This is a genomic window from Edwardsiella hoshinae NBRC 105699 = ATCC 33379 (genome assembly GCF_000474215.1).
Lineage (GTDB): Bacteria > Pseudomonadota > Gammaproteobacteria > Enterobacterales > Enterobacteriaceae > Edwardsiella > Edwardsiella hoshinae.
Genome location: NZ_BAUC01000012.1, coordinates 1 through 18,000, shown reverse-complemented (window position 1 = coordinate 18,000; position 18,000 = coordinate 1). Strand labels below are relative to the sequence as shown.

The 18,000-nt window shown below is 57.7% G+C and carries 17 protein-coding genes and 3 tRNA genes; 9 read left to right on the top strand and 11 right to left on the bottom strand.

The genetic code is table 11. The features are described from left to right. Nucleotides 1-122 precede the first annotated feature (122 nt). Together maeB and EHO01S_RS05050 are read left to right on the top strand one after the other, a co-directional pair. Complete coding sequence (gene maeB, locus EHO01S_RS05055; RefSeq protein WP_024522930.1) at nt 123-2,402, top strand: NADP-dependent oxaloacetate-decarboxylating malate dehydrogenase; 2,280 nt, start codon at nt 123-125, stop codon at nt 2,400-2,402. Nucleotides 2,403-2,497: 95 nt separating this feature from the next. After that, nucleotides 2,498-3,316: a ChaN family lipoprotein gene (locus tag EHO01S_RS05050; protein WP_024522929.1), complete on the top strand. Its 819-nt coding sequence runs from the start codon at nt 2,498-2,500 to the stop codon at nt 3,314-3,316. On the opposite strand, the gene EHO01S_RS05045 is transcribed toward EHO01S_RS05050, so the two are convergent. From EHO01S_RS05045 to amiA, 3 genes are all read right to left on the bottom strand, one after another. Continuing rightward, the gene (locus tag EHO01S_RS05045) at nt 3,302-3,754 is read right to left on the bottom strand and encodes a YaiI/YqxD family protein (RefSeq protein WP_024522928.1); all 453 of its coding nucleotides are present in this window, start codon (nt 3,752-3,754) and stop codon (nt 3,302-3,304) included. The two genes, EHO01S_RS05050 and EHO01S_RS05045, sit on opposite strands and share 15 nt — an antisense overlap. Beyond that, nucleotides 3,751-4,671 (bottom strand): oxygen-dependent coproporphyrinogen oxidase, encoded by a 921-nt coding sequence (gene hemF / locus EHO01S_RS05040; RefSeq protein ID WP_024522927.1) that lies wholly within the window; start codon nt 4,669-4,671, stop codon nt 3,751-3,753. The genes EHO01S_RS05045 and hemF overlap by 4 nt, the downstream gene beginning before the upstream one ends. An 89-nt stretch (nt 4,672-4,760) precedes the next feature. Then, nucleotides 4,761-5,630, bottom strand: coding sequence for an N-acetylmuramoyl-L-alanine amidase AmiA (gene amiA / locus EHO01S_RS05035; RefSeq protein WP_024522926.1), 870 nt, complete (start codon nt 5,628-5,630; stop codon nt 4,761-4,763). A 359-nt stretch (nt 5,631-5,989) separates the two neighbouring features. On the opposite strand from amiA, the gene EHO01S_RS05025 reads away from it, so the two are divergent. The 3 genes from EHO01S_RS05025 (at nt 5,990) to EHO01S_RS05015 (ending at nt 8,202) form a co-directional block, all read left to right on the top strand. Then, a complete protein-coding gene (locus EHO01S_RS05025; RefSeq protein ID WP_024522925.1) occupies nt 5,990-6,415 on the top strand; it encodes a GNAT family acetyltransferase in 426 nt (141 codons plus the stop codon). Nucleotides 6,416-6,572: 157 nt separating this feature from the next. After that, the gene (locus EHO01S_RS05020; RefSeq protein WP_024522924.1) at nt 6,573-7,154 is read left to right on the top strand and encodes an RpoE-regulated lipoprotein; all 582 of its coding nucleotides are present in this window, start codon (nt 6,573-6,575) and stop codon (nt 7,152-7,154) included. A gap of 148 nt (nt 7,155-7,302) precedes the next feature. Continuing rightward, complete coding sequence (locus EHO01S_RS05015) at nt 7,303-8,202, top strand: Dyp-type peroxidase (RefSeq protein ID WP_024522923.1); 900 nt, start codon at nt 7,303-7,305, stop codon at nt 8,200-8,202. Nucleotides 8,203-8,301: 99 nt separating this feature from the next. Here EHO01S_RS05015 and crr read toward each other — a convergent pair whose 3' ends face one another. The 5 genes from crr to cysZ form a co-directional block, all read right to left on the bottom strand. After that, complete coding sequence (gene crr / locus EHO01S_RS05010; protein WP_005283911.1) at nt 8,302-8,811, bottom strand: PTS glucose transporter subunit IIA; 510 nt, start codon at nt 8,809-8,811, stop codon at nt 8,302-8,304. Between the two features lie 48 nt (nt 8,812-8,859). Continuing rightward, entirely contained in the window at nt 8,860-10,587 is a 1,728-nt protein-coding gene (gene ptsI / locus EHO01S_RS05005; RefSeq protein ID WP_024522922.1) for a phosphoenolpyruvate-protein phosphotransferase PtsI, read from the bottom strand. Between the two features lie 53 nt (nt 10,588-10,640). Then, entirely contained in the window at nt 10,641-10,898 is a 258-nt protein-coding gene (gene ptsH / locus EHO01S_RS05000) for a phosphocarrier protein Hpr (protein WP_005283926.1), read from the bottom strand. A 382-nt stretch (nt 10,899-11,280) separates the two neighbouring features. After that, nucleotides 11,281-12,240, bottom strand: coding sequence for a cysteine synthase A (gene cysK, locus EHO01S_RS04995; RefSeq protein ID WP_024522921.1), 960 nt, complete (start codon nt 12,238-12,240; stop codon nt 11,281-11,283). Between the two features lie 148 nt (nt 12,241-12,388). Next, nucleotides 12,389-13,168: a sulfate transporter CysZ gene (gene cysZ, locus EHO01S_RS04990; RefSeq protein WP_024522920.1), complete on the bottom strand. Its 780-nt coding sequence runs from the start codon at nt 13,166-13,168 to the stop codon at nt 12,389-12,391. Between the two features lie 269 nt (nt 13,169-13,437). Here cysZ and zipA point away from each other — a divergent pair, with 269 nt between their 5' ends. The 4 genes from zipA to EHO01S_RS04970 all read left to right on the top strand — a co-directional run bounded on the left by zipA (nt 13,438) and on the right by EHO01S_RS04970 (nt 17,442). Next, nucleotides 13,438-14,391 (top strand): cell division protein ZipA, encoded by a 954-nt coding sequence (zipA, locus tag EHO01S_RS04985; protein ID WP_024522919.1) that lies wholly within the window; start codon nt 13,438-13,440, stop codon nt 14,389-14,391. A 69-nt stretch (nt 14,392-14,460) separates the two neighbouring features. Continuing rightward, nucleotides 14,461-16,488, top strand: coding sequence for an NAD-dependent DNA ligase LigA (gene ligA / locus EHO01S_RS04980; protein ID WP_024522918.1), 2,028 nt, complete (start codon nt 14,461-14,463; stop codon nt 16,486-16,488). Continuing rightward, the gene (locus EHO01S_RS04975) at nt 16,488-16,706 is read left to right on the top strand and encodes a DUF3820 family protein (protein WP_024522917.1); all 219 of its coding nucleotides are present in this window, start codon (nt 16,488-16,490) and stop codon (nt 16,704-16,706) included. The genes ligA and EHO01S_RS04975 overlap by 1 nt, the downstream gene beginning before the upstream one ends. A gap of 64 nt (nt 16,707-16,770) precedes the next feature. Beyond that, entirely contained in the window at nt 16,771-17,442 is a 672-nt protein-coding gene (locus EHO01S_RS04970) for a hypothetical protein (protein WP_024522916.1), read from the top strand. Nucleotides 17,443-17,597: 155 nt separating this feature from the next. Here the strand turns inward: EHO01S_RS04970 and EHO01S_RS04965 are convergent. The 3 genes from EHO01S_RS04965 to EHO01S_RS04955 all read right to left on the bottom strand — a co-directional run bounded on the left by EHO01S_RS04965 (nt 17,598) and on the right by EHO01S_RS04955 (nt 17,961). After that, a tRNA-Val gene (locus EHO01S_RS04965) sits at nt 17,598-17,673 on the bottom strand. 132 nt (nt 17,674-17,805) lie between these two features. Then, nucleotides 17,806-17,881 (bottom strand) — tRNA-Lys (locus tag EHO01S_RS04960). 4 nt (nt 17,882-17,885) lie between these two features. Continuing rightward, nucleotides 17,886-17,961: transfer RNA gene (locus EHO01S_RS04955), tRNA-Val, on the bottom strand. Nucleotides 17,962-18,000: the final 39 nt, after the last annotated feature.

The window sequence follows — 18,000 nt, the reverse complement described above, 5'->3', positions numbered from 1 at the left end:
ATACTCACGGTTCACAACCCATTTACAGCATGATAAAGATTCTGCCGCTCTAAACGGTGTGGTGCCATGGTGGACGACCGTGCCGCGGGGTGACAGCGAGAGACGCTAAAAGGAAGCCGAAAATGGACGAACAGTTGAAACAAAGTGCACTTGATTTCCATCAGTTTCCCGTTGCCGGGAAGATTCAGGTCGTGCCGACCAAACCACTGGCAACCCAGCGGGATTTGGCGCTGGCCTACTCACCGGGCGTCGCGGCGCCGTGCTTAGAAATTGCCGACGATCCGTTGGCGGCTTATAAGTATACCGCCCGTGGCAACCTGGTCGGGGTGATCTCGAACGGTACGGCGGTGCTGGGACTGGGTAACATCGGTGCCCTGGCCGGTAAGCCGGTGATGGAGGGCAAGGGCGTGTTGTTCAAGAAGTTCGCCGGTATCGATGTGTTTGATATTGAGGTGGATGAACGCGATCCCGACAAGCTGATCGAGGTGATCGCCGCGTTGGAACCGACCTTCGGCGGCATCAACCTGGAGGATATCAAGGCGCCGGAGTGCTTCTACATCGAGAAGAAGTTGCGTGAGCGCATGAACATCCCGGTATTCCACGACGATCAGCACGGCACGGCCATCATCTGTACCGCCGCAGTGCTTAACGGTCTACGCGTCGTCGACAAACCGATCGAACAGGTGCGTCTGGTGGTGTCCGGTGCCGGTGCCTCGGCGATCGCCTGTCTTAACTTGTTGGTGGCGTTGGGACTGAAACGGGAGAACATTACTGCCTGTGACTCCAAGGGGGTGATCTACCGTGGGCGCGATGCGCATCTGGTGGAGAGCAAGGCAGCCTACGCCATCGAGGATAATGGCTGGCGTACCCTGGCCGATGCTATTCCCGGTGCCGATATTTTCCTCGGTTGTTCCGGTCCCGGGGTGTTGACCCAAGAAATGGTGAAGACCATGGCGCCGTCGCCGTTGATCTTGGCGTTGGCTAACCCTGAGCCGGAGATCCTGCCGCCGCTGGCCAAGGCGGTACGGCCGGATGCCATCATCTGTACCGGTCGCTCCGACTTTCCTAACCAGGTGAACAACGTGCTGTGCTTCCCGTTCATCTTCCGTGGGGCGCTGGATGTGGGGGCGACTACCATCAACGAAGAGATGAAACTGGCGGCCGTGCGTGCCATTGCTGATCTGGCCTTGGCAGAGCAGAGCGAGGTCGTGGCTTCGGCTTACGGTAACCAGGCGCTCTCTTTTGGGCCGGAATACATCATTCCCAAACCGTTCGATCCGCGCCTGATCGTTAAGATCGCCCCAGCGGTGGCGCAGGCGGCGATGGATTCGGGGGTCGCGACACGGCCGCTCGCCGATATGGAAGAGTACGTCGAGCATTTAACCGAGTTCGTGTATAAGACCACCCTATTTATGAAACCGGTCTTCTCTCAGGCACGCCAGAATCCGAAGCGCGTGGTACTGGCGGAGGGGGAATCGGAGCGGGTGCTGCACGCCACCCAAGAGTTGGTGACGTTAGGTTTGGCGCAACCGATCTTGATCGGGCGTCCGCAGGTGATCGCCCAGCGTCTGAAGAAGTTGGGGTTGCATATCGAGATCGGGCGCGATCTGGAAGTGGTGAACAACGAATCCGATCCGCGCTATAACGACTATTGGAGCGGTTACTATGCGATCATGAAGCGGCGTGGCATTTCTCAAGCGCAGGCGCGGCGGGCATTGATCGCGAATCCGACGGTGATCGCTGCCATGATGGTATTGCGTGGTGAGGCCGACGCGATGATTTGCGGTACGGAGGGCGACTACCAGGATCACTACGATGTGCTGCGTGAAGTGTTCGGTTACCGTGAGGGCGGCCACGTGGCGGCGGCGATGAATGCGCTGCTGCTGCCGAGCGGCAATACCTTCATCGCCGATACCTATGTCAACGAAGATCCCAGCGCCGAGCAATTGGCGGAGATCGTGCTGATGTCGGCCGATGAAGTGCGGCGCTTCGGTATCGAGCCGAAGGTGGCGCTGCTCTCTCACTCCAGTTTCGGCACGGCTGATTGCCCATCGGCGCGCAAGATGCGTCAGGTGTTGGCGTTGGTGAAGCAACGGGCACCGGAATTGGAGATCGACGGTGAGATGCATGGTGACGCCGCGTTGGTGGAGAGCATTCGCCAGGGCGTGATGCCGGATAGTCCGTTGAAGGGCGCAGCGAATCTCTTGATCATGCCGAATATGGAAGCGGCCCGTATCAGCTATAACCTGTTGCGCGTCTCCTCTTCCGAGGGGGTCACCGTGGGGCCGGTATTGATGGGGATCAGTAAACCGGCGCATATTTTGACGCCGATCTCCTCCGTTCGGCGCATCGTTAACATGGTGGCGCTGGCGGTGGTCGAAGCGCAGAACCAAGGGCGTTAAGCCTGTGACATGCCGCCCTAAGGGCGGCATTTTTTTGCCAAGATGCGCGTGCCGTGTAGGCTGATGTAGGCGGATACGCTCCGCAGGGAGGGGGCATGCGAGCGATGTTATTGATGGCGGCCCTTTTGGCGTTGGTTGGCTGCCAACGTGCGGTGCCGCCCGCCGAGCGGATTGTGGCGTTGGACGACGGGCGTCAGTTGACGCAGGCACAGCTGGTTGAACGCCTGGCGACGGCGCCGCGGGTGATCGTCGGCGAGCGGCATAGCAACCCGCGCCATCAACAGATCACCGATGAGTTATTGACACAATTGGGCCTGCGACGGGCGCAAGGCAGCGTGCTGCTGGAGATGTTAACGCCCGACCAACAGGCTGCCGTTACGGCGTTGGCTGGCCGTTCGGTGACGGATCTTCCGGACCAGGCGTTGTCTGCATCGTTACGCTGGCAAGTCGCTTGGCCATGGGCGCAATATGGCCCCTTGGTGCGTCAAGCCTTGCAAGGGGGTTATCCGTTGCTGGCAGCTAACCTGAGCGAGGCCGAACGGGGGCGTATCCGGTGCCGTCCCGAGCCGCCGCCGGGGGCCTTGAGCACGCAGGATGCGGTGCAGGTGGAGATCGTCGCCGCCTTGGCCGGGGCGCACCCTGAGATGACGCGACAGCATGCGTCGCTGACATACTACTTGGCGCTACAGCAGTGGCGCGATCGGCGGATGGCGCAGGCGCTGCTAGCGGCGCCATTACCGGCCTTGCTGTTGGTTGGTGCGTTTCATGCCCGGCGCGATCTCGGCGTGCCGTTGCACCTCGAAGATGAGGCGCCGCTGACCGATGTCAGCGTGCTGATCCTCGCCACGCCGGGGGAGGTGGTGATGGCGCAACAGGCTGATTATGTCTGGTATAGCGCCTCAGCACGCTTGTAGCCACCGCTGCAATTGGTTGGCGAACTGTTGGCGTTCACGCGGGCTGAGCGGTGCCGGGCCGCCGCTCTGGATACCGCTGGCCCGCAGCGTCTCCATGAAATCGCGTAGGGTCAAGCGGGAGCGGATCGTTGCCGGATCGTAGCGTTCGCCGCGGGGATTGAGGGCGCTACCGCCCTTTTCCAGTACCGCCGCGGCCAAGGGAATGTCGGCGGTGACCACCAGGTCACCAGGGGCGAGACGTCGGACGATTTCGTTGTCGGCGGCGTCGGGGGTGGTAGCCACACAGAGCATGCGGGCTCGGCTGCCCGCTGGCAGACGTTGCGCGCGGTTGGCGACTAAGGTGATGGTCAGGGCGTGCCGCTCCGCCGCGCGTAGCAGGACCTCTTTAATTACCGTCGGGCAGGCATCGGCGTCGATCCAGATTTGTCGTGTTGTCATGTGGTCTCGTTAGCCAGCCAATCGCGCGGGGTAAGAAAGTCGCGCGTCAGGCGCGCCTCCGGCGAATCAGCGGGCGGTTGATAGTCGTATTCCCAGCGTACCAGCGGCGGCATCGACATGAGAATCGATTCACTACGTCCGCCAGTCTGTAAACCGAATAGCGTACCGCGATCCCACACCAGATTAAACTCCACGTAACGGCCACGCCGATAAAGTTGGAATTGTCGCTCTCGCTCGCCCCAAGGCAAGGCGCGCCGCCGTTCGGCGATCGGCAGATAAGCGGGGCAGAAGCCGTTGCCGACGGCGCGGGTGAAGGCAAAGGCATGGGCGAAGTTCGGGCCATTGAGATCGTCGAAGAACAGTCCTCCTACACCGCGCGTCTCTTGGCGATGGGGAAGATAGAAGTAGCGATCACACCACGCCTTGTAGCGTGGATAGTACTGTTCGTCGAAGGGCTGGCACAGGTCGCGTGCCTGGCGGTGCCAGTGCACGATATCTTCATGAAACGGATAGAACGGCGTCAGATCGAAGCCGCCGCCGAACCACCACAGTGAGGCGCCATCGGGGCGTTCGGCGCTAAAGAAGCGGACGTTGGCGTGGGCGGTCGGGACATAGGGATTCCACGGATGTAACACCAGGGAGATCCCCATCGCCTGGAAGGCGCAGCCGGCCAGCGCTGGTCGCTGAGCGCTCGCCGCGGCGGGCAGGCTGTCGCCACGAATGTGAGAGACGTTGACGCCGGCCTGTTCGAACAACGCCCCTTGACGCAGTATCCGGGTACGCCCGCCGCCTCCCTCGGCGCGTTGCCACTCGTCTTGCTGGAAGGTCGCGCCGCCGTCGGCGGCAGCAAGTTGTTGGCACAACTCATCCTGAAGTTGCCACAAGAAATGTCGGACTGCATCACTGTTTGGGGTCATCGATGCGGCTCTTTGCATGAGGTATTCCGTTGAGTATAGCCATAAGCGGATAGCCAGCGCAGGGAGCGGGGCATTGATTGTCCGCCTGCTTACGCCGGCCGCCGCCGCTGATGAGCTTCGAAATCATGCAAGTAATGGACGATCCCGCCAGCGATGGCTTCGGCGATGGTGGTGCGGAAGGCCGGGGAGGTCAGTAAGCGCTCCTCTTGGTGATTGGTGATAAATGCCGTCTCGACCAGTACCGAGGGGATCGCCGGCGACTTAAGTACGGCGAAGGCCGCCTGCTCAGTATGCTGGCAATGCAGGCGATGAATCGGACGGATCTGGTTAAGTAGGTGGCGTCCTAGGATCAGGCTGTTCTTGATGGTGTCGGTTTGCACCAGATCGAATAACACCTGTTGCAGGTAGTTGTTGTCCTCGGCGGCATAACGTTCGCCGGCGACTTTGTCGGCATCGTTTTCACGTTGTGAGAGGTATTTGGCCATGGCGCTGCTGGCACCGCGATTGGAGAGGGCAAACACTGAGGCTCCGGCAGCCTCTGGGCTGGTGAAACCGTCGGCATGGATAGAAACAAACAGATCTGCTTGATGGTGGGCGGCGATCTCGACCCGTTTGTACAACGGGATGAAGTAATCATCTTCGCGGGTGAGTCTCACCACCAGGTTGTGTTGACGACGTAACAGATCGCGTACTCGGTGGGCGATGTCTAACACCACATGTTTTTCCTTCGCGCCTTGATGCCCGACGGCACCGGGATCGATACCGCCATGGCCGGGGTCGAGCATCACCACGCGCGGTGCATTCGCCGCCTTGCGCTGCCGGCCCAAATGTTCGGGAACTGCGGCCTGTGCACGCGGGGGAAGCAGGCCGGCGCTAAGCAATAGTGCTAGCCCTGAGCAGAGGAATTGGCGCCGGGAAGTGGGCTGCGGCAGAGGGCGAAAATCGGAAAATTTCTTCATGATGCAATCTATTCCATCAGTCAGCGTCGTTAATGATAGAGGTTAATCCTAACGCGATGAAAATGCATGGATCGAGAGGATAACTATGTCGATTTGTTGCTCGCGGACGTGGCGCTGAGCTCACCGCAGTGCATCCTAGACCGCCCGGCGATCTCCACACGGGGGCTTCTGCAAGATTTTCGTTGCGGATCTGTGGATTACAGCGATAATTAGGCGGCATCCCATGCCTTATAGGCGCAGGGCTCCGCATCGACGGCCCAGTCGGCGTGGGAGTGCGTTGATCGCGCCCGGTTTCGTGCTGTACCGGCCTAGCCCGAGGTCGATGCCCGGGCATCTTATAACCTTTAACGGTCGATATCATGGAAATTCGCGTTTTTAATCAATCCGACTTTGACGAAGTGATTACCCTGTGGGAGCGCTGCGATCTGTTGCATCCCTGGAATGATCCCGAAACGGATATTGAGCGCAAGATGAATCACGATGCCGATCTCTTCCTGGTCGCTCAGGTTGGTGGCGAAATCGTCGGAAGCGTGATGGGCGGGTATGATGGTCATCGCGGCTCGGCATACTATTTGTGCGTGCACCCAGATTTCCGTGGGCGTGGTATCGCCAATGCCCTGGCCAGCCGTCTGGAAAAGAAATTGCTGGCGCGCGGCTGTCCCCAGGTGCGCATCTTGATCGACGCAGATAATGACGCGGCGATTAGTATGTATGAGAAGCTGGAGTATGAGACCCAGGATGTCTTATGCCTGGGTAAGCGTTTGATCATCGATCAGGAATATTAAGCGGCGGGCCGTTGTGCGCTGTCGCCTAGAGCTCATTGCGTTAGCGGCGTATCAGGCGGCGCTGTTTTATGCTCGGTGGGCAACTTTTCTGTGTTTTATCACTCCAATCCCCAGAGGTTTCCCCTACGGCATGGCCGTATTCGCAAGGAGTTTATCGATGGGTGTTCGTATTTTGATCGTGGCATTGCCGTTGTTGCTAAGCGGTTGTGCCAGCGTACCGTCTTTCTCTTGGTCGGCGCTCTCTCCCTTTCACTGGTTCAGCGCGGGACTGGAGATGGGGGAGAACGGCGTCGGTGGGATCGTTGCGTCGACGCCGATGCAGCAGGAGGCCATCAATCAGGGACTGGATGGCCGATATACCCTGCGTAGCGGCATGGGGATCGAGGGAGGTCGGATGATGCGTTTCTACCAGGCGATGGCGGATGGGCAGGTGGTCATGACCCTCCGTGGCGAGGCACTGGTACAGCGTATCACGCTCGATAGCGCCGCGATCGCCACCAACTGGGGGACGCGGGTGGGGATGCCTTTTTCTGCGTTATACGCCAGCGCCTATGAAGGTAAATGCCAACGAGTGGCGGCCTCGGAGGGGGTAACGCTACAGTGTCAGGCACCGCAGAGTCAGCACGTCAGCTACCGGTTCCATGGGCAGTGGCGCGGCCCGGCGGGACTGATGCCGCCGAACGATGTGCTGATGTCATGGCCGATTAGCCAGATCATCTGGCAGGCTGATACCGACTAAGCCAAGCGGCATTTTTTTGTTTTGTAGCAAGGGAATGCCGGGAGTATGGCGTAGTATATGCATAATATCGGTCTCGACAGGCCATCATTGTTACCGGCGCGCTGTCGTGTGGCCGGCATTAACTAGACTTAACTGAATGGAGAGCCTCATGTCTCAGCCTCAGAGCGGCATTTTACCGGAACATTGTCGCTTCGGTATTTTCATTGAAGCCATGGCGTCCGGCGATCTGGCTGGATTACGCCAGGGATGCAAAACCTTTACCACGCAGTTGTTGGCATTACAACAGCGTTATCCTGATGCGCACTTGGGGGCGGTGGTGGCTTTCGGTCACGCGCTATGGCGCGAATTGACGACGAATGAGGCGGAGGGCGCCTCGCTGAAGCCGTTCGTCCCGTTGGGCAAGGGCTTAGCGCCGGCGACGCAGCGTGATCTGCTGATCCACATTCAGTCATTGCGCCATGATGTGAACTTTTCCCTGGCGCAGGCGGCGTTAGCCGCTTTCGGCGATGCCATCGTGGTCGAAGAGGAGATCCATGGTTTCCGTTGGATCGAAGAGCGTGATCTGAGCGGTTTCGTTGATGGAACTGAGAATCCGGCCGGCGAGGCTCGGCCGGGCGTCGGGGTGATCGCCGAGGGGATCGATGCGGGTGGCAGCTATGTCTTGGTACAGCGTTGGGAGCATAACCTGCGTCAGTGGTCACGTTTCAGCGTTGAACAGCAGCAGCAGATCATCGGTCGGACTAAGCAGGACAGTGAGGAGCTGGACCCGAGCGCGCGTCCGGATACGTCGCACGTCAGCCGCGTCGATCTGAAAGAAAATGGTAAAGGGCTGAAGATTATCCGCCAGAGCCTGCCTTATGGCACCGCCAGCGGCAAGCATGGTCTGATGTTTATCGCCTACTGCGCCCATCTGCACAATATTGAGCAGCAGTTGCTGAGTATGTTTGGCGAGCTGGATGGTAAGCACGATCAGCTGCTTCGTTTCAGTAAACCGGTGAGCGGCAGCTATTATTTTGCCCCCTCCTTGGAACGTCTGCTGACATTGTAAGGCGCGAGGGGAGATGCGCTACAGCGCTTCTCCACCACCTGCGATGACACAAAAAAAACGGCGCCTGAGGGCGCCGTTTTCATATTACCGATTCGGTGGTTACTTCTTGATGCGGATCACCGGCGTTTCGCCGACGACGACGCTACCCGATAGTTTGATCAGCTCTTTGATCTCATCCATGTTGGAGATTACCACCGGGGTCAGCGTCGACTTGGCTTTCTCTTCCAGCAGCGGCAGGTCGAATTCGATGACCACGTCGCCTTTCTTCACGCGCTGCCCTTCTTCGGCGATGCGTTTGAAGCCTTCGCCTTTCAGCTCAACGGTATCGATACCGAAGTGGACAAACAGCTCAACACCGCTGTCGGATTCGATAGAGAACGCATGGTTGGTCTCAAAGATTTTACCGATAGTACCGTCGACCGGTGCGACCATTTTGTCACCGGTCGGTTTGATGGCGATGCCGTCACCGACGATTTTTTCGGCAAATACGACATCGGGTACATCTTCAATATTGACGATTTCACCGGACAGGGGAGCAAAAATCTCAATGCTGCCCGTCTCTTTCTTGTCGTCTGAAACCAGCGATTTCAGTTTATCGAACAAACCCATGATCTTCTCCTAAGCAAGTAATGTTGGGCGGCGTTCCAGCGTTCGCCATTAGCAAAGGGTCTTTTCTTCGATGAACTTGTTGACCACGCCCATCAATTCGTCAGCCGTCGGCTGACGCAGCGCCTCTTCTGCCAATGCCTTCACATCTTCAAAGTTCGCATTGCGAATGATTTTCTTGATGCGCGGAATTGAGATTGAACTCATGCTGAATTCATCAAGCCCCATGCCCAACAGGAGCAGTGTAGCACGCTCATCGCCAGCCAGTTCACCGCACATGCCGGTCCACTTGCCATGCGCGTGAGATGCATCGATCACCTGTTTAATCAGGGTCAACACTGACGGCGCCATTGGGTTGTAGAGGTGAGAGATCAGCTCATTGCCACGATCTACTGCTAGAGTATACTGGGTTAAATCGTTTGTCCCAATACTAAAGAAGTCAACTTCCTTCGCCAGGTGGTGGGCGACGGTTGCCGCGGCCGGTGTTTCCACCATCACGCCAACTTCGATAGTTTCGTCGAAGGGTTTACCTTCTTCACGCAGCTGCGCTTTCAGCAGCTCCAACTCCGCTTTGAGCATGCGCACTTCCTCGACCGAGATGATCATCGGGAACATAATGCGCAATTTGCCGCAGGCGGAGGCGCGCAGGATGGCGCGCAGCTGAGTGTGCAGAATCTCTTTACGATCCAGGCAGATACGAATGGCACGCCAGCCCAGGAACGGGTTTTCTTCTTTCGGCAGATCCATATAAGGCAGATCTTTGTCGCCGCCGATGTCCATGGTACGCACGATGACCGCCTGAGAGCCCATCGCCTCAGCGACAGCCTTATAGGCCTGGAATTGCTCTTCTTCCGTCGGTAGAGCATCGCGATCCATAAACAGGAATTCGGTACGATACAGGCCTACGCCCTCGGCACCATTACGCTCGGCGCCGGCGACATCACGCACGGTACCGATGTTGGCACAGACTTCGACTTGATGACCATCCAGCGTGATCGCCGGCAGGTCTTTCAGTTTGGCCAGTTCGTTTTTCTCGCTGATGTATTGCGCCTGAACGGCCTTCAACTGATCGATAGTCTCAGCGGTCGGGTTCAGGTAAATCTGGTTGTTGACGGCATCCAGGATCAGATAGTCGCCGTTTTGTACCTTCTGGGTCACATCGCTGGTGCCGACGATAGCCGGTAGCTCCAGAGAGCGCGCCATGATGGAGGTATGGGAGGTTCGACCGCCCAGGTCGGTGATGAAGCCCAGCACTTTGTCCAGGTTCAGCTGTGCGGTTTCTGACGGGGTCAGATCGGTGGCAACCAGGATCACTTCATCCTGAATGGCACCCAGATCGATGATGGTCATGCCGAGGATGTTTTTCAGCAGACGCTTACCGATATCACGTACGTCGGCTGCACGCTCTTTCAGGTACTCATCGTCTAGCTCTTCCAGCGCTGAGGCCTGGCCGTCGATCACCTCGCGGGCGGCGGCTTCGGCACTCATGCCGTTATCTTTAATCAGGGCTATGATTTCCTGCTCAAGCTCTTCATCTTCTAGCAGCATGATATGCCCTTCGAAGATGGCCGCTTTCTCTTCACCGAGAGTCTCGCTGGCTTTCTGACGAATGGCTTCCAGTTGCTGTGCGGCCTTGTCGCGACCGTCCTTGAAGCGGGCGATCTCTTGCTCGACTTCGTCGGCAGTGATCTTCTTACGGCTGATGACAATCTCGTCTTCTTTGAGAAGAAGCGCCTTACCAAAAGCGATGCCCGGTGAAACTAAGATACCTGAAATCATAACCCTACCTTTGACGTTAGACTGGTTTAACCTGGAGTGGTGAGCCGTTAGGCTTACTCAAGCTCAGCCATCAGTTTTACCAGATGCTCAACGGCGTTCTGTTCATCTTCGCCTTCGGCGGAGATGGTCACCACAGTACCCTGGGTCAGACCCAGCGTTTGCAGTTTGAACAGGCTCTTGGCGCTGGCGCTCTTACCGTTAGAGGTAACCGTGATGTCGGAAGCGAATGCTTTGGCTTCTTTCACAAACTGAGCGGCAGGACGGGTGTGCAGACCATTCGGTGCAGTGATAGTGACTTCTTGCTGGAACATAGTTTTCCCCAACTATTTATGTTTAATGTCGTGGCGCTAAAGTCTAGCGCAATCGCTTAACTTTAGCCTGCCTTTAGGTGCGTATCCGGTGCGCTGTTCCGTGGTCGCCAAGTCGACAGGGGAGAAGACGTCGTGCCATCATCCTGTGCGTCCAGCGCGGGTCAGCCCACCCCAGTTAAGAGTACCGCCTCATGCGTTAATCGATTCAGCGGTTTTCCCATCGCAAGCGCGAATAATTTTGCGCTTCAAAATAATGGTCTGGTTAAATACTAGACCCAGAAAATAAAAGCAAGGATAGGGGGTGGTAAAATTTGAACTGCTCCACAAAAAAAGCACCCAATAGGGTGCTGTTTTGAACAATTCATGCCATCGGATTCGGCGCTCATTCCGGCTCAGGAAATAGCCCAGCAAATAGCGCGGTGCTCAAATAACGTTCACCTGAGGAGGGGAGGATCACCACGATATTTTTGCCGCTGAATTCTGGCTGCTGGGTGAGACGTAACGCTGCTGCGACGGCTGCACCGGAGGAAATTCCGGCCAGAATGCCCTCTTCGCGCATGAGTCGCCGCGCCATCTCGATCGCCTCATCGTTAGCGACGCGCTCCACACGATCTATCAGCGTCAGATCAAGGTTGGCAGGAATGAAACCGGCACCGATACCCTGGATCTTATGCGGCCCCGGCACTAAGGGTTCTCCGGCGAGCGCTTGGCTGATCACTGGCGAGTCCTCAGGCTCAACCGCCACGACGCAGAGTGGGTGACCGCGATCCTGCTTCAGATAGCGAGCGGTACCGGTCAGCGTACCCCCGGTACCAACACCGACCACCAGCACATCGACCTGTCCTGCGCTATCTTGCCAGATCTCGGGGCCGGTGGTTTGGCGATGGATCGCTGGATTGGCCGGATTGCTGAATTGTTGAAGCATGACATAGCGGGCAGGATCGCTGGCAACGATTTCTTCGGCCTTGGCGATCGCCCCTTTCATACCCTGAGCTCCGGGGGTCAAAATGAGTTCAGCTCCTAGCCCTTTCAATAGCTTACGACGCTCTACACTCATGGTTTCAGGCATGGTGAGCGTCAATTTATAACCGCGTGCGGCGGCGACGAAAGCCAGGGCGATACCGGTATTGCCGCTGGTAGGCTCCACCAGTTCGACGCCGGGTTGCAGAATGCCACGCTTCTCGGCATCCCAAATCATGTTGGCACCGATGCGATCTTTGACGCTAAAGCTAGGGTTGCGTGACTCCACCTTAGCCAGAATATGTCCGTTACCGAGGCGATTAAGGCGTACCAGGGGGGTATGCCCAATAGTCTGGGAGTTATCTTGGTAGATCTTGCTCATGGTCGCTCCTGTTCGGTCGACAGTGTCCGTGACTTAGCAGCATACGCAATAACCCGCTTAGGGGAAGTAAATAAATATTATATGGATAGTCGAAATCACACTAAACGCGGGAGAGGAGCGGTGCGCCGGAGGACGCACCGCCGTAAACTCAGCGATTAAGGGCCAGATCCGCACGATAACGGTCGACCCACATGGCGGTAGCGCCACAGATGGCCACCGGCATGATCACCAGATTGATGAAAGGGATCAGGGTAAACAGGCTGACCAGCGCGCCGAATTGTAGGTTGTCTACCTTGTCGGTGCGTAGGGCGTCACGCATGCGCGGGAAGCTAACCTTATGGTTGTCGAAGGGATAATCACAGTACTGCACCGCCATCATCCAGGCGCTGAACAGGAACCAGAGTACCGGTGCCACTGTTTGACCGACACCCGGCACAAGGTAGAGCAACAGCAGCACCAAAGCGCGAGGTAAGTAATAGGCCAGTTTGATCCATTCACGCTTCAGGATACGTGGCATATCTTTCATTACGCTCCACAGGCCGCTGTCGGGTAAGGGTTTGCCGGTCAATTGCCCCTCCAACTGCTCGGCCAGCAAACCGTTGAAAGGCGCGGCGATCCAGTTGGCCAGGGTGCTGAAAAAATAGCTAAAGACCAGCAGGAGCGAGATTACGGCGATCGGCCATAGCAAATAGCTTAACCAGTGTAACCAGTCGGGAACATACCCCATCAGCGCCGGGATCCAGCGGCCTAGACGATCGAATAGCCACCAGAAGGCTAACCCCATCAGAATAATGTTGACCAGGAGTGGCATTAGGACATAACGCTTGATGCCGGGCAGGCGGATCAAGCGCCAGCCCTGAGCAAAGTAGTGAACACCATTGACATTGCTCGGGCGCTGCGGCCCCGAGGCCGGAAGTGGGTTATTCATTGGACTCCATCTTAATTTCGTCATGCGCCTCATTCCGTCTCACGGAAAATGTGTGATACCGGTCGATTGTGCGCGTTACCGACTTATGATATCCGCGGATGGGGGGGCTTGCCAGTTAGGAGTTGGCCGAAAAAAGAACAAAATAGCGGGAAAAATCATCTTTATTAACAGAAAGTTTAGTCCAGACTTGCACTTGTCCCGGCAGCCCAATACATTTATAGATTGAAGGTTTGCCGAAATGGCAATGTATTAAAACAACAGAGATTGCGATGATGCAGGATTTGCGTCTGATATTAATTGTTGTTGGCGCGGTTGCCATAATAGCGCTGTTGCTACACGGCTTGTGGACCAGTCGTAAGGAACGCTCTGCGCTGTTTCGTGATCGTCCGAACAAACGTCAAAAGCTACGGCGCGACGAGAAACCGTTCTCTGATACTGACGACGGCGTCGGCGAAGTGCGCGTACAGCGCAGCGGCAGTTCGCTTCAACACCCGCTAGAGCCCGCCGTCGGTTCGCTGGATGAGGCGCGGGCGAGTCGTCCCGATCCGTTGGCGCCATCGGAGAGTGAGTGCTATACCGAGGACGAGCCGAACGCACGCCCCGAGGCACGCGATCCCCTATTGGGTGAGCCTCTGTTGTCTGACGAGCGAGACGATGAGCCCACGTTGCTGGCTGAGGCGTTAGCCCCTGCCTCCACGCCGGATGGCGAGGTGACGCCCGCCGCGGAGGTTGCCGCGGCGTCTGCTGCTGCGACTGAGGCGCCGTCTGCATCAACGGCATCCGCCGCCGCCGAGCGAGAGACGGTGCTGGTGATGCATGTCGCCGCTCATCAAGGTAGCAGCATCGGCGGTGAGGTGCTGTTGCAGAGCGTGTTGCAGGCCGGTTTTCAATATGGTGCGATGAAGATCTTCCATCGTCATCTTAATCCGGCGGGCAGCGGCCCGGTGCTGTTTAGCATGGCCAATATGGTGAAGCCGGGGACCTTCGATGTCGAGAATATGGCTGACTTCACGACGCCGGGTGTCTCTTTCTTCATGATGGTGCCCTCATACGGTGATGCCAACCAGAACTTTAAGTTGATGCTGCAATCCGCCCAGCGCATCGCCGATGATGTCGGCGGTGTGGTGTTGGATGATGAACGGCGTATGATGACGCCGCAAAAGCTGGAAACCTATAAGGCGCGCATCCGCACGGTACTGGAAAATCTCGACCGTAACAGCTGATGTCTCTGCGCCGTCGTCTTACTCTAAACCCCCGTTTACCGGGGGTTTTTTATCATTGAATGGTGGCTTATGACTTCCACGATTGAACAACAACTCGAACAGCTGCGTGCCGCGTTGCGCCATCATGAGTATCAATATTATGTCCTGGATGATCCGCAGGTGACTGATGCGGAATACGATCGCCTGATGATGCAGTTGAAGGCCTTAGAGAGCGAACACCCGCAACTGGTGACGGCGGACTCGCCGAGCCAGCGTGTCGGTGGCGCGCCCTTGGAGGCCTTCGGCCAGGTACATCATGAGGTGCCGATGCTGTCGTTGGATAACGTCTTCGATGAAGCGAGTTTCCGCGCTTTCGCTAAGCGTCTGCATGAGCGTCTGAAAAGTGACGCCACGTTGACCTTCTGTTGTGAGCTGAAACTGGATGGCTTGGCGGTCAGCCTGCTGTATGAGCAGGGAGTGCTGGTACGAGCGGCGACGCGCGGTGACGGCAGCACTGGTGAAGACATCACCAGCAATGTGAAGACCATCCGCGCTATCCCGCTGCGTCTCCAGGGAGACGACATTCCGGCTCGCATCGAGGTGCGCGGCGAGGTGTTTATGCCTCAGGCGGGCTTCGAGGCGATGAATGAAGAGGCGCGGCGGCGTGGCGGCAAAATCTTCGCTAACCCGCGTAATGCGGCGGCTGGCTCGCTACGCCAGCTTGACCCGCGCATCACCGCTCGCCGCCCATTGACTTTCTATTGCTACGGCTCCGGCCTGCTAGAGGGTGGATCGTTACCAGGTAGCCACTATCAATGTCTGCAACGCTTCAAGTCTTGGGGATTACCGGTTAGTGAACGCGTGCAACTGTGTCACGGCAGCGATGAGGTCTTGGCCTACTACCGCCAGACGGAGCAGGATCGCCCGACGCTGGGATTCGATATCGACGGCGTGGTGATCAAGGTGGACGATATCGCCACGCAAGAGGCGCTGGGGTTTGTGGCGCGTGCGCCGCGTTGGGCAACGGCGTTCAAGTTCCCGGCGCAGGAGCAGATGACACAGCTAAACGGGGTCGAGTTTCAGGTTGGTCGTACCGGAGCAATCACCCCCGTGGCGCGCCTGGAGCCGGTACAGGTCGCCGGGGTAACCGTCAGTAATGCCACTTTGCATAACGCGGATGAGATCGAGCGCCTGGGGCTACGGATTGGTGATACGGTGATCGTACGGCGTGCCGGTGACGTTATCCCTCAGGTTGTGGGGGTAGTGGAGGCACTGCGTCCGCGCGATGCCGCCGAGATCCGTTTTCCGACACATTGTCCGGTATGTGGCTCAGAGGTGGATCGCAGCGAGGGCGAGGCTGTGGCGCGCTGTAGCGGTGGCCTGATTTGTGCGGCACAGCGCAAAGAATCGTTGAAACACTTCGTCTCGCGCCGAGCGATGGATGTTGAGGGGATGGGGGATAAGGTGATCGAGCAACTGGTGGAGCGTGAATATGTCGCGACCCCTGCCGATCTCTACCGTCTTAGTGCCGGCAAGCTGACCGGGCTGGAACGAATGGGACCAAAGTCGGCCAGTAAGCTCATCGATGCGTTGGATCGTTCACGCAGTACCACGTTGGCACGCTTCTTGTTTGCCTTGGGGATCCGTGAGGTGGGCGAGGCTACGGCAGCCAATCTGGCTAGCCACTTCGGTTCGCTGGCCGCGTTGCGCGCCGCCGATCTGGAGAGCTTAAAGCGTGTTCCGGAGGTGGGCGAGGTCGTAGCGCAGCATATCCTGCACTTTTTGAGCGAGGCGCATAATTGCCAAGTAATCGATGAGCTGATCTCCGCGGAGATCGGTATCCATTGGCCGGATGTCACACCGACTCCCCAGGCGGCGGAGATCGACAGTCCGTTTGCCGGTAAGACCGTGGTGTTGACCGGCTCGCTGAGCGTGTTATCACGCGATGCGGCTAAAGATCGTCTGCTGGCGCTGGGGGCGAAGGTCAGTGGCAGCGTGTCGAAAAAGACCGATCTGGTGATCGCCGGGGAGGCTGCCGGCTCGAAGCTGGCTAAGGCTAACGCGTTGGGCATCCCGGTGATCGATGAGGCGCAGTTGCTGCGCATGTTGGGTGAATGATGGATAAACGTCAGTTGGTGGCGCTGGCCAACACCGCCATGCCATTCGGTAAGTACCGCGGGCGGATGATCATCGATCTGCCGGAAGAGTACCTGCTGTGGTTTGCGCGTAAACAGGCCTTCCCCGAAGGCACGCTGGGCGAGTTGATGCAGTTGGCGTTGACGTTGCGTGGTGAGGGCTTGGAGGCGTTCGTGAAGCCATTAAAGGGAATGCGCTAAAGTTAGCCGCCATTAGCGCCGTTATATATCATCGACACGATGAGCCATCAGGGGAGTGGAGCATATGGCGTTAGGGCCGATTGATATGGCGAGCGGGATGCCACCGCAGACGCCAGGAGGGGGGCAGCAGAACGTAGCGCTGCTAGACGCCCGCATCGAGCGTCTACTCCAGATCCTGAATCGCAGCGATCTGACGCCGAGTCAGCGTGAGAGCACTCTGCGCGCGCTTACGGCATTACAGCGGGAACGTACGTTGCTACAGGCATTTGCCCAGAACGAGCCGGCGGTGGCAGTCGCGTTGGGGCGCGAGGCGCAATCAGCCGTGCTTCGCCGCGCACCGCCCGCCGCATCAGCGCCACAAGCGGCAGCGGGCGCGCGCGTAACGCTGGGAGAGCAAGGCCGCATATTGGCAGAGCGCGCTAATGTGGAACGCGCCTTGGACGTGAGCCATGGTGCCGATAAACTCTTCAGTACGTTAGGGAAGCCGGCCTTGCCAAGCGATCCATTGCGCTCGGCGCTGGAGAATCAAGTGGTGGTCGCCAGCCCGATCATCGTCAACGCGGACCCGGCCGAGGAGACGTTATCCGTCGCCGCGGTCGGCAACCCACAGCCGCTATTCGGTTTCATCCCGCCACAGTGGATCCCCGGCAGTGTACGCCGGCAGGCGCGTTCACCGGTCAGCCTGCTGCTGATCGGTATCGTGGTGTTGCTGCTGGTGATCGTGTTGTTTGGTTAACGTCGGCGCTATTCATCGTCCTCATGTGCAAAGGCCGCGAGCGGTAGCATCGTGCTTATGAGGATAAAACAGGCCTGGTGGATAGCGCTTCGTGGATAGAATGTGGAGAAACACATTTGTTGTGCAGAGATATGACGAGGAAGCAATAAACAGCGTGGTGGGTGATGACGGGATCGAACCGCCGACCCCCTCCTTGTAAGGGAGGTGCTCTCCCGGCTGAGCTAATCACCCAATCTGATCCGGTAAGATTATGCAATAAGAATGGTGGGTCGTGCAGGATGACTCGGCTTACGCCTCGCCCTACAGGCCATCGCTACGCGATGTTATCCTTCACATTGGACTAATTCTTATTTATTGAAATAATGGTGGGTCGTGCAGGATTCGAACCTGCGACCAATTGATTAAAAGTCAACTGCTCTACCAACTGAGCTAACGACCCGATGTGGTGGGTGATGACGGGATCGAACCGCCGACCCCCTCCTTGTAAGGGAGGTGCTCTCCCAGCTGAGCTAATCACCCACAACGGTACTGCTGTTATCCTACACGTCAAGAAGTGGT

Bases quoted from the DNA above. Each gene is read 5' to 3' on its own strand.
- maeB (WP_024522930.1), top strand. From the start codon at position 123: ATGGACGAACAGTTGAAACAAAGTGCACTTGATTTCCATCAGTTTCCC.
- EHO01S_RS05050 (WP_024522929.1), top strand. From the start codon at position 2,498: ATGCGAGCGATGTTATTGATGGCGGCCCTTTTGGCGTTGGTTGGCTGC.
- EHO01S_RS05045 (WP_024522928.1), bottom strand. From the start codon at position 3,754: ATGACAACACGACAAATCTGGATCGACGCCGATGCCTGCCCGACGGTA.
- hemF (WP_024522927.1), bottom strand. From the start codon at position 4,671: ATGACCCCAAACAGTGATGCAGTCCGACATTTCTTGTGGCAACTTCAG.
- amiA (WP_024522926.1), bottom strand. From the start codon at position 5,630: ATGAAGAAATTTTCCGATTTTCGCCCTCTGCCGCAGCCCACTTCCCGG.
- EHO01S_RS05025 (WP_024522925.1), top strand. From the start codon at position 5,990: ATGGAAATTCGCGTTTTTAATCAATCCGACTTTGACGAAGTGATTACC.
- EHO01S_RS05020 (WP_024522924.1), top strand. From the start codon at position 6,573: ATGGGTGTTCGTATTTTGATCGTGGCATTGCCGTTGTTGCTAAGCGGT.
- EHO01S_RS05015 (WP_024522923.1), top strand. From the start codon at position 7,303: ATGTCTCAGCCTCAGAGCGGCATTTTACCGGAACATTGTCGCTTCGGT.
- crr (WP_005283911.1), bottom strand. From the start codon at position 8,811: ATGGGTTTGTTCGATAAACTGAAATCGCTGGTTTCAGACGACAAGAAA.
- ptsI (WP_024522922.1), bottom strand. From the start codon at position 10,587: ATGATTTCAGGTATCTTAGTTTCACCGGGCATCGCTTTTGGTAAGGCG.
- ptsH (WP_005283926.1), bottom strand. From the start codon at position 10,898: ATGTTCCAGCAAGAAGTCACTATCACTGCACCGAATGGTCTGCACACC.
- cysK (WP_024522921.1), bottom strand. From the start codon at position 12,240: ATGAGCAAGATCTACCAAGATAACTCCCAGACTATTGGGCATACCCCC.
- cysZ (WP_024522920.1), bottom strand. From the start codon at position 13,168: ATGAATAACCCACTTCCGGCCTCGGGGCCGCAGCGCCCGAGCAATGTC.
- zipA (WP_024522919.1), top strand. From the start codon at position 13,438: ATGATGCAGGATTTGCGTCTGATATTAATTGTTGTTGGCGCGGTTGCC.
- ligA (WP_024522918.1), top strand. From the start codon at position 14,461: ATGACTTCCACGATTGAACAACAACTCGAACAGCTGCGTGCCGCGTTG.
- EHO01S_RS04975 (WP_024522917.1), top strand. From the start codon at position 16,488: ATGGATAAACGTCAGTTGGTGGCGCTGGCCAACACCGCCATGCCATTC.
- EHO01S_RS04970 (WP_024522916.1), top strand. From the start codon at position 16,771: ATGGCGTTAGGGCCGATTGATATGGCGAGCGGGATGCCACCGCAGACG.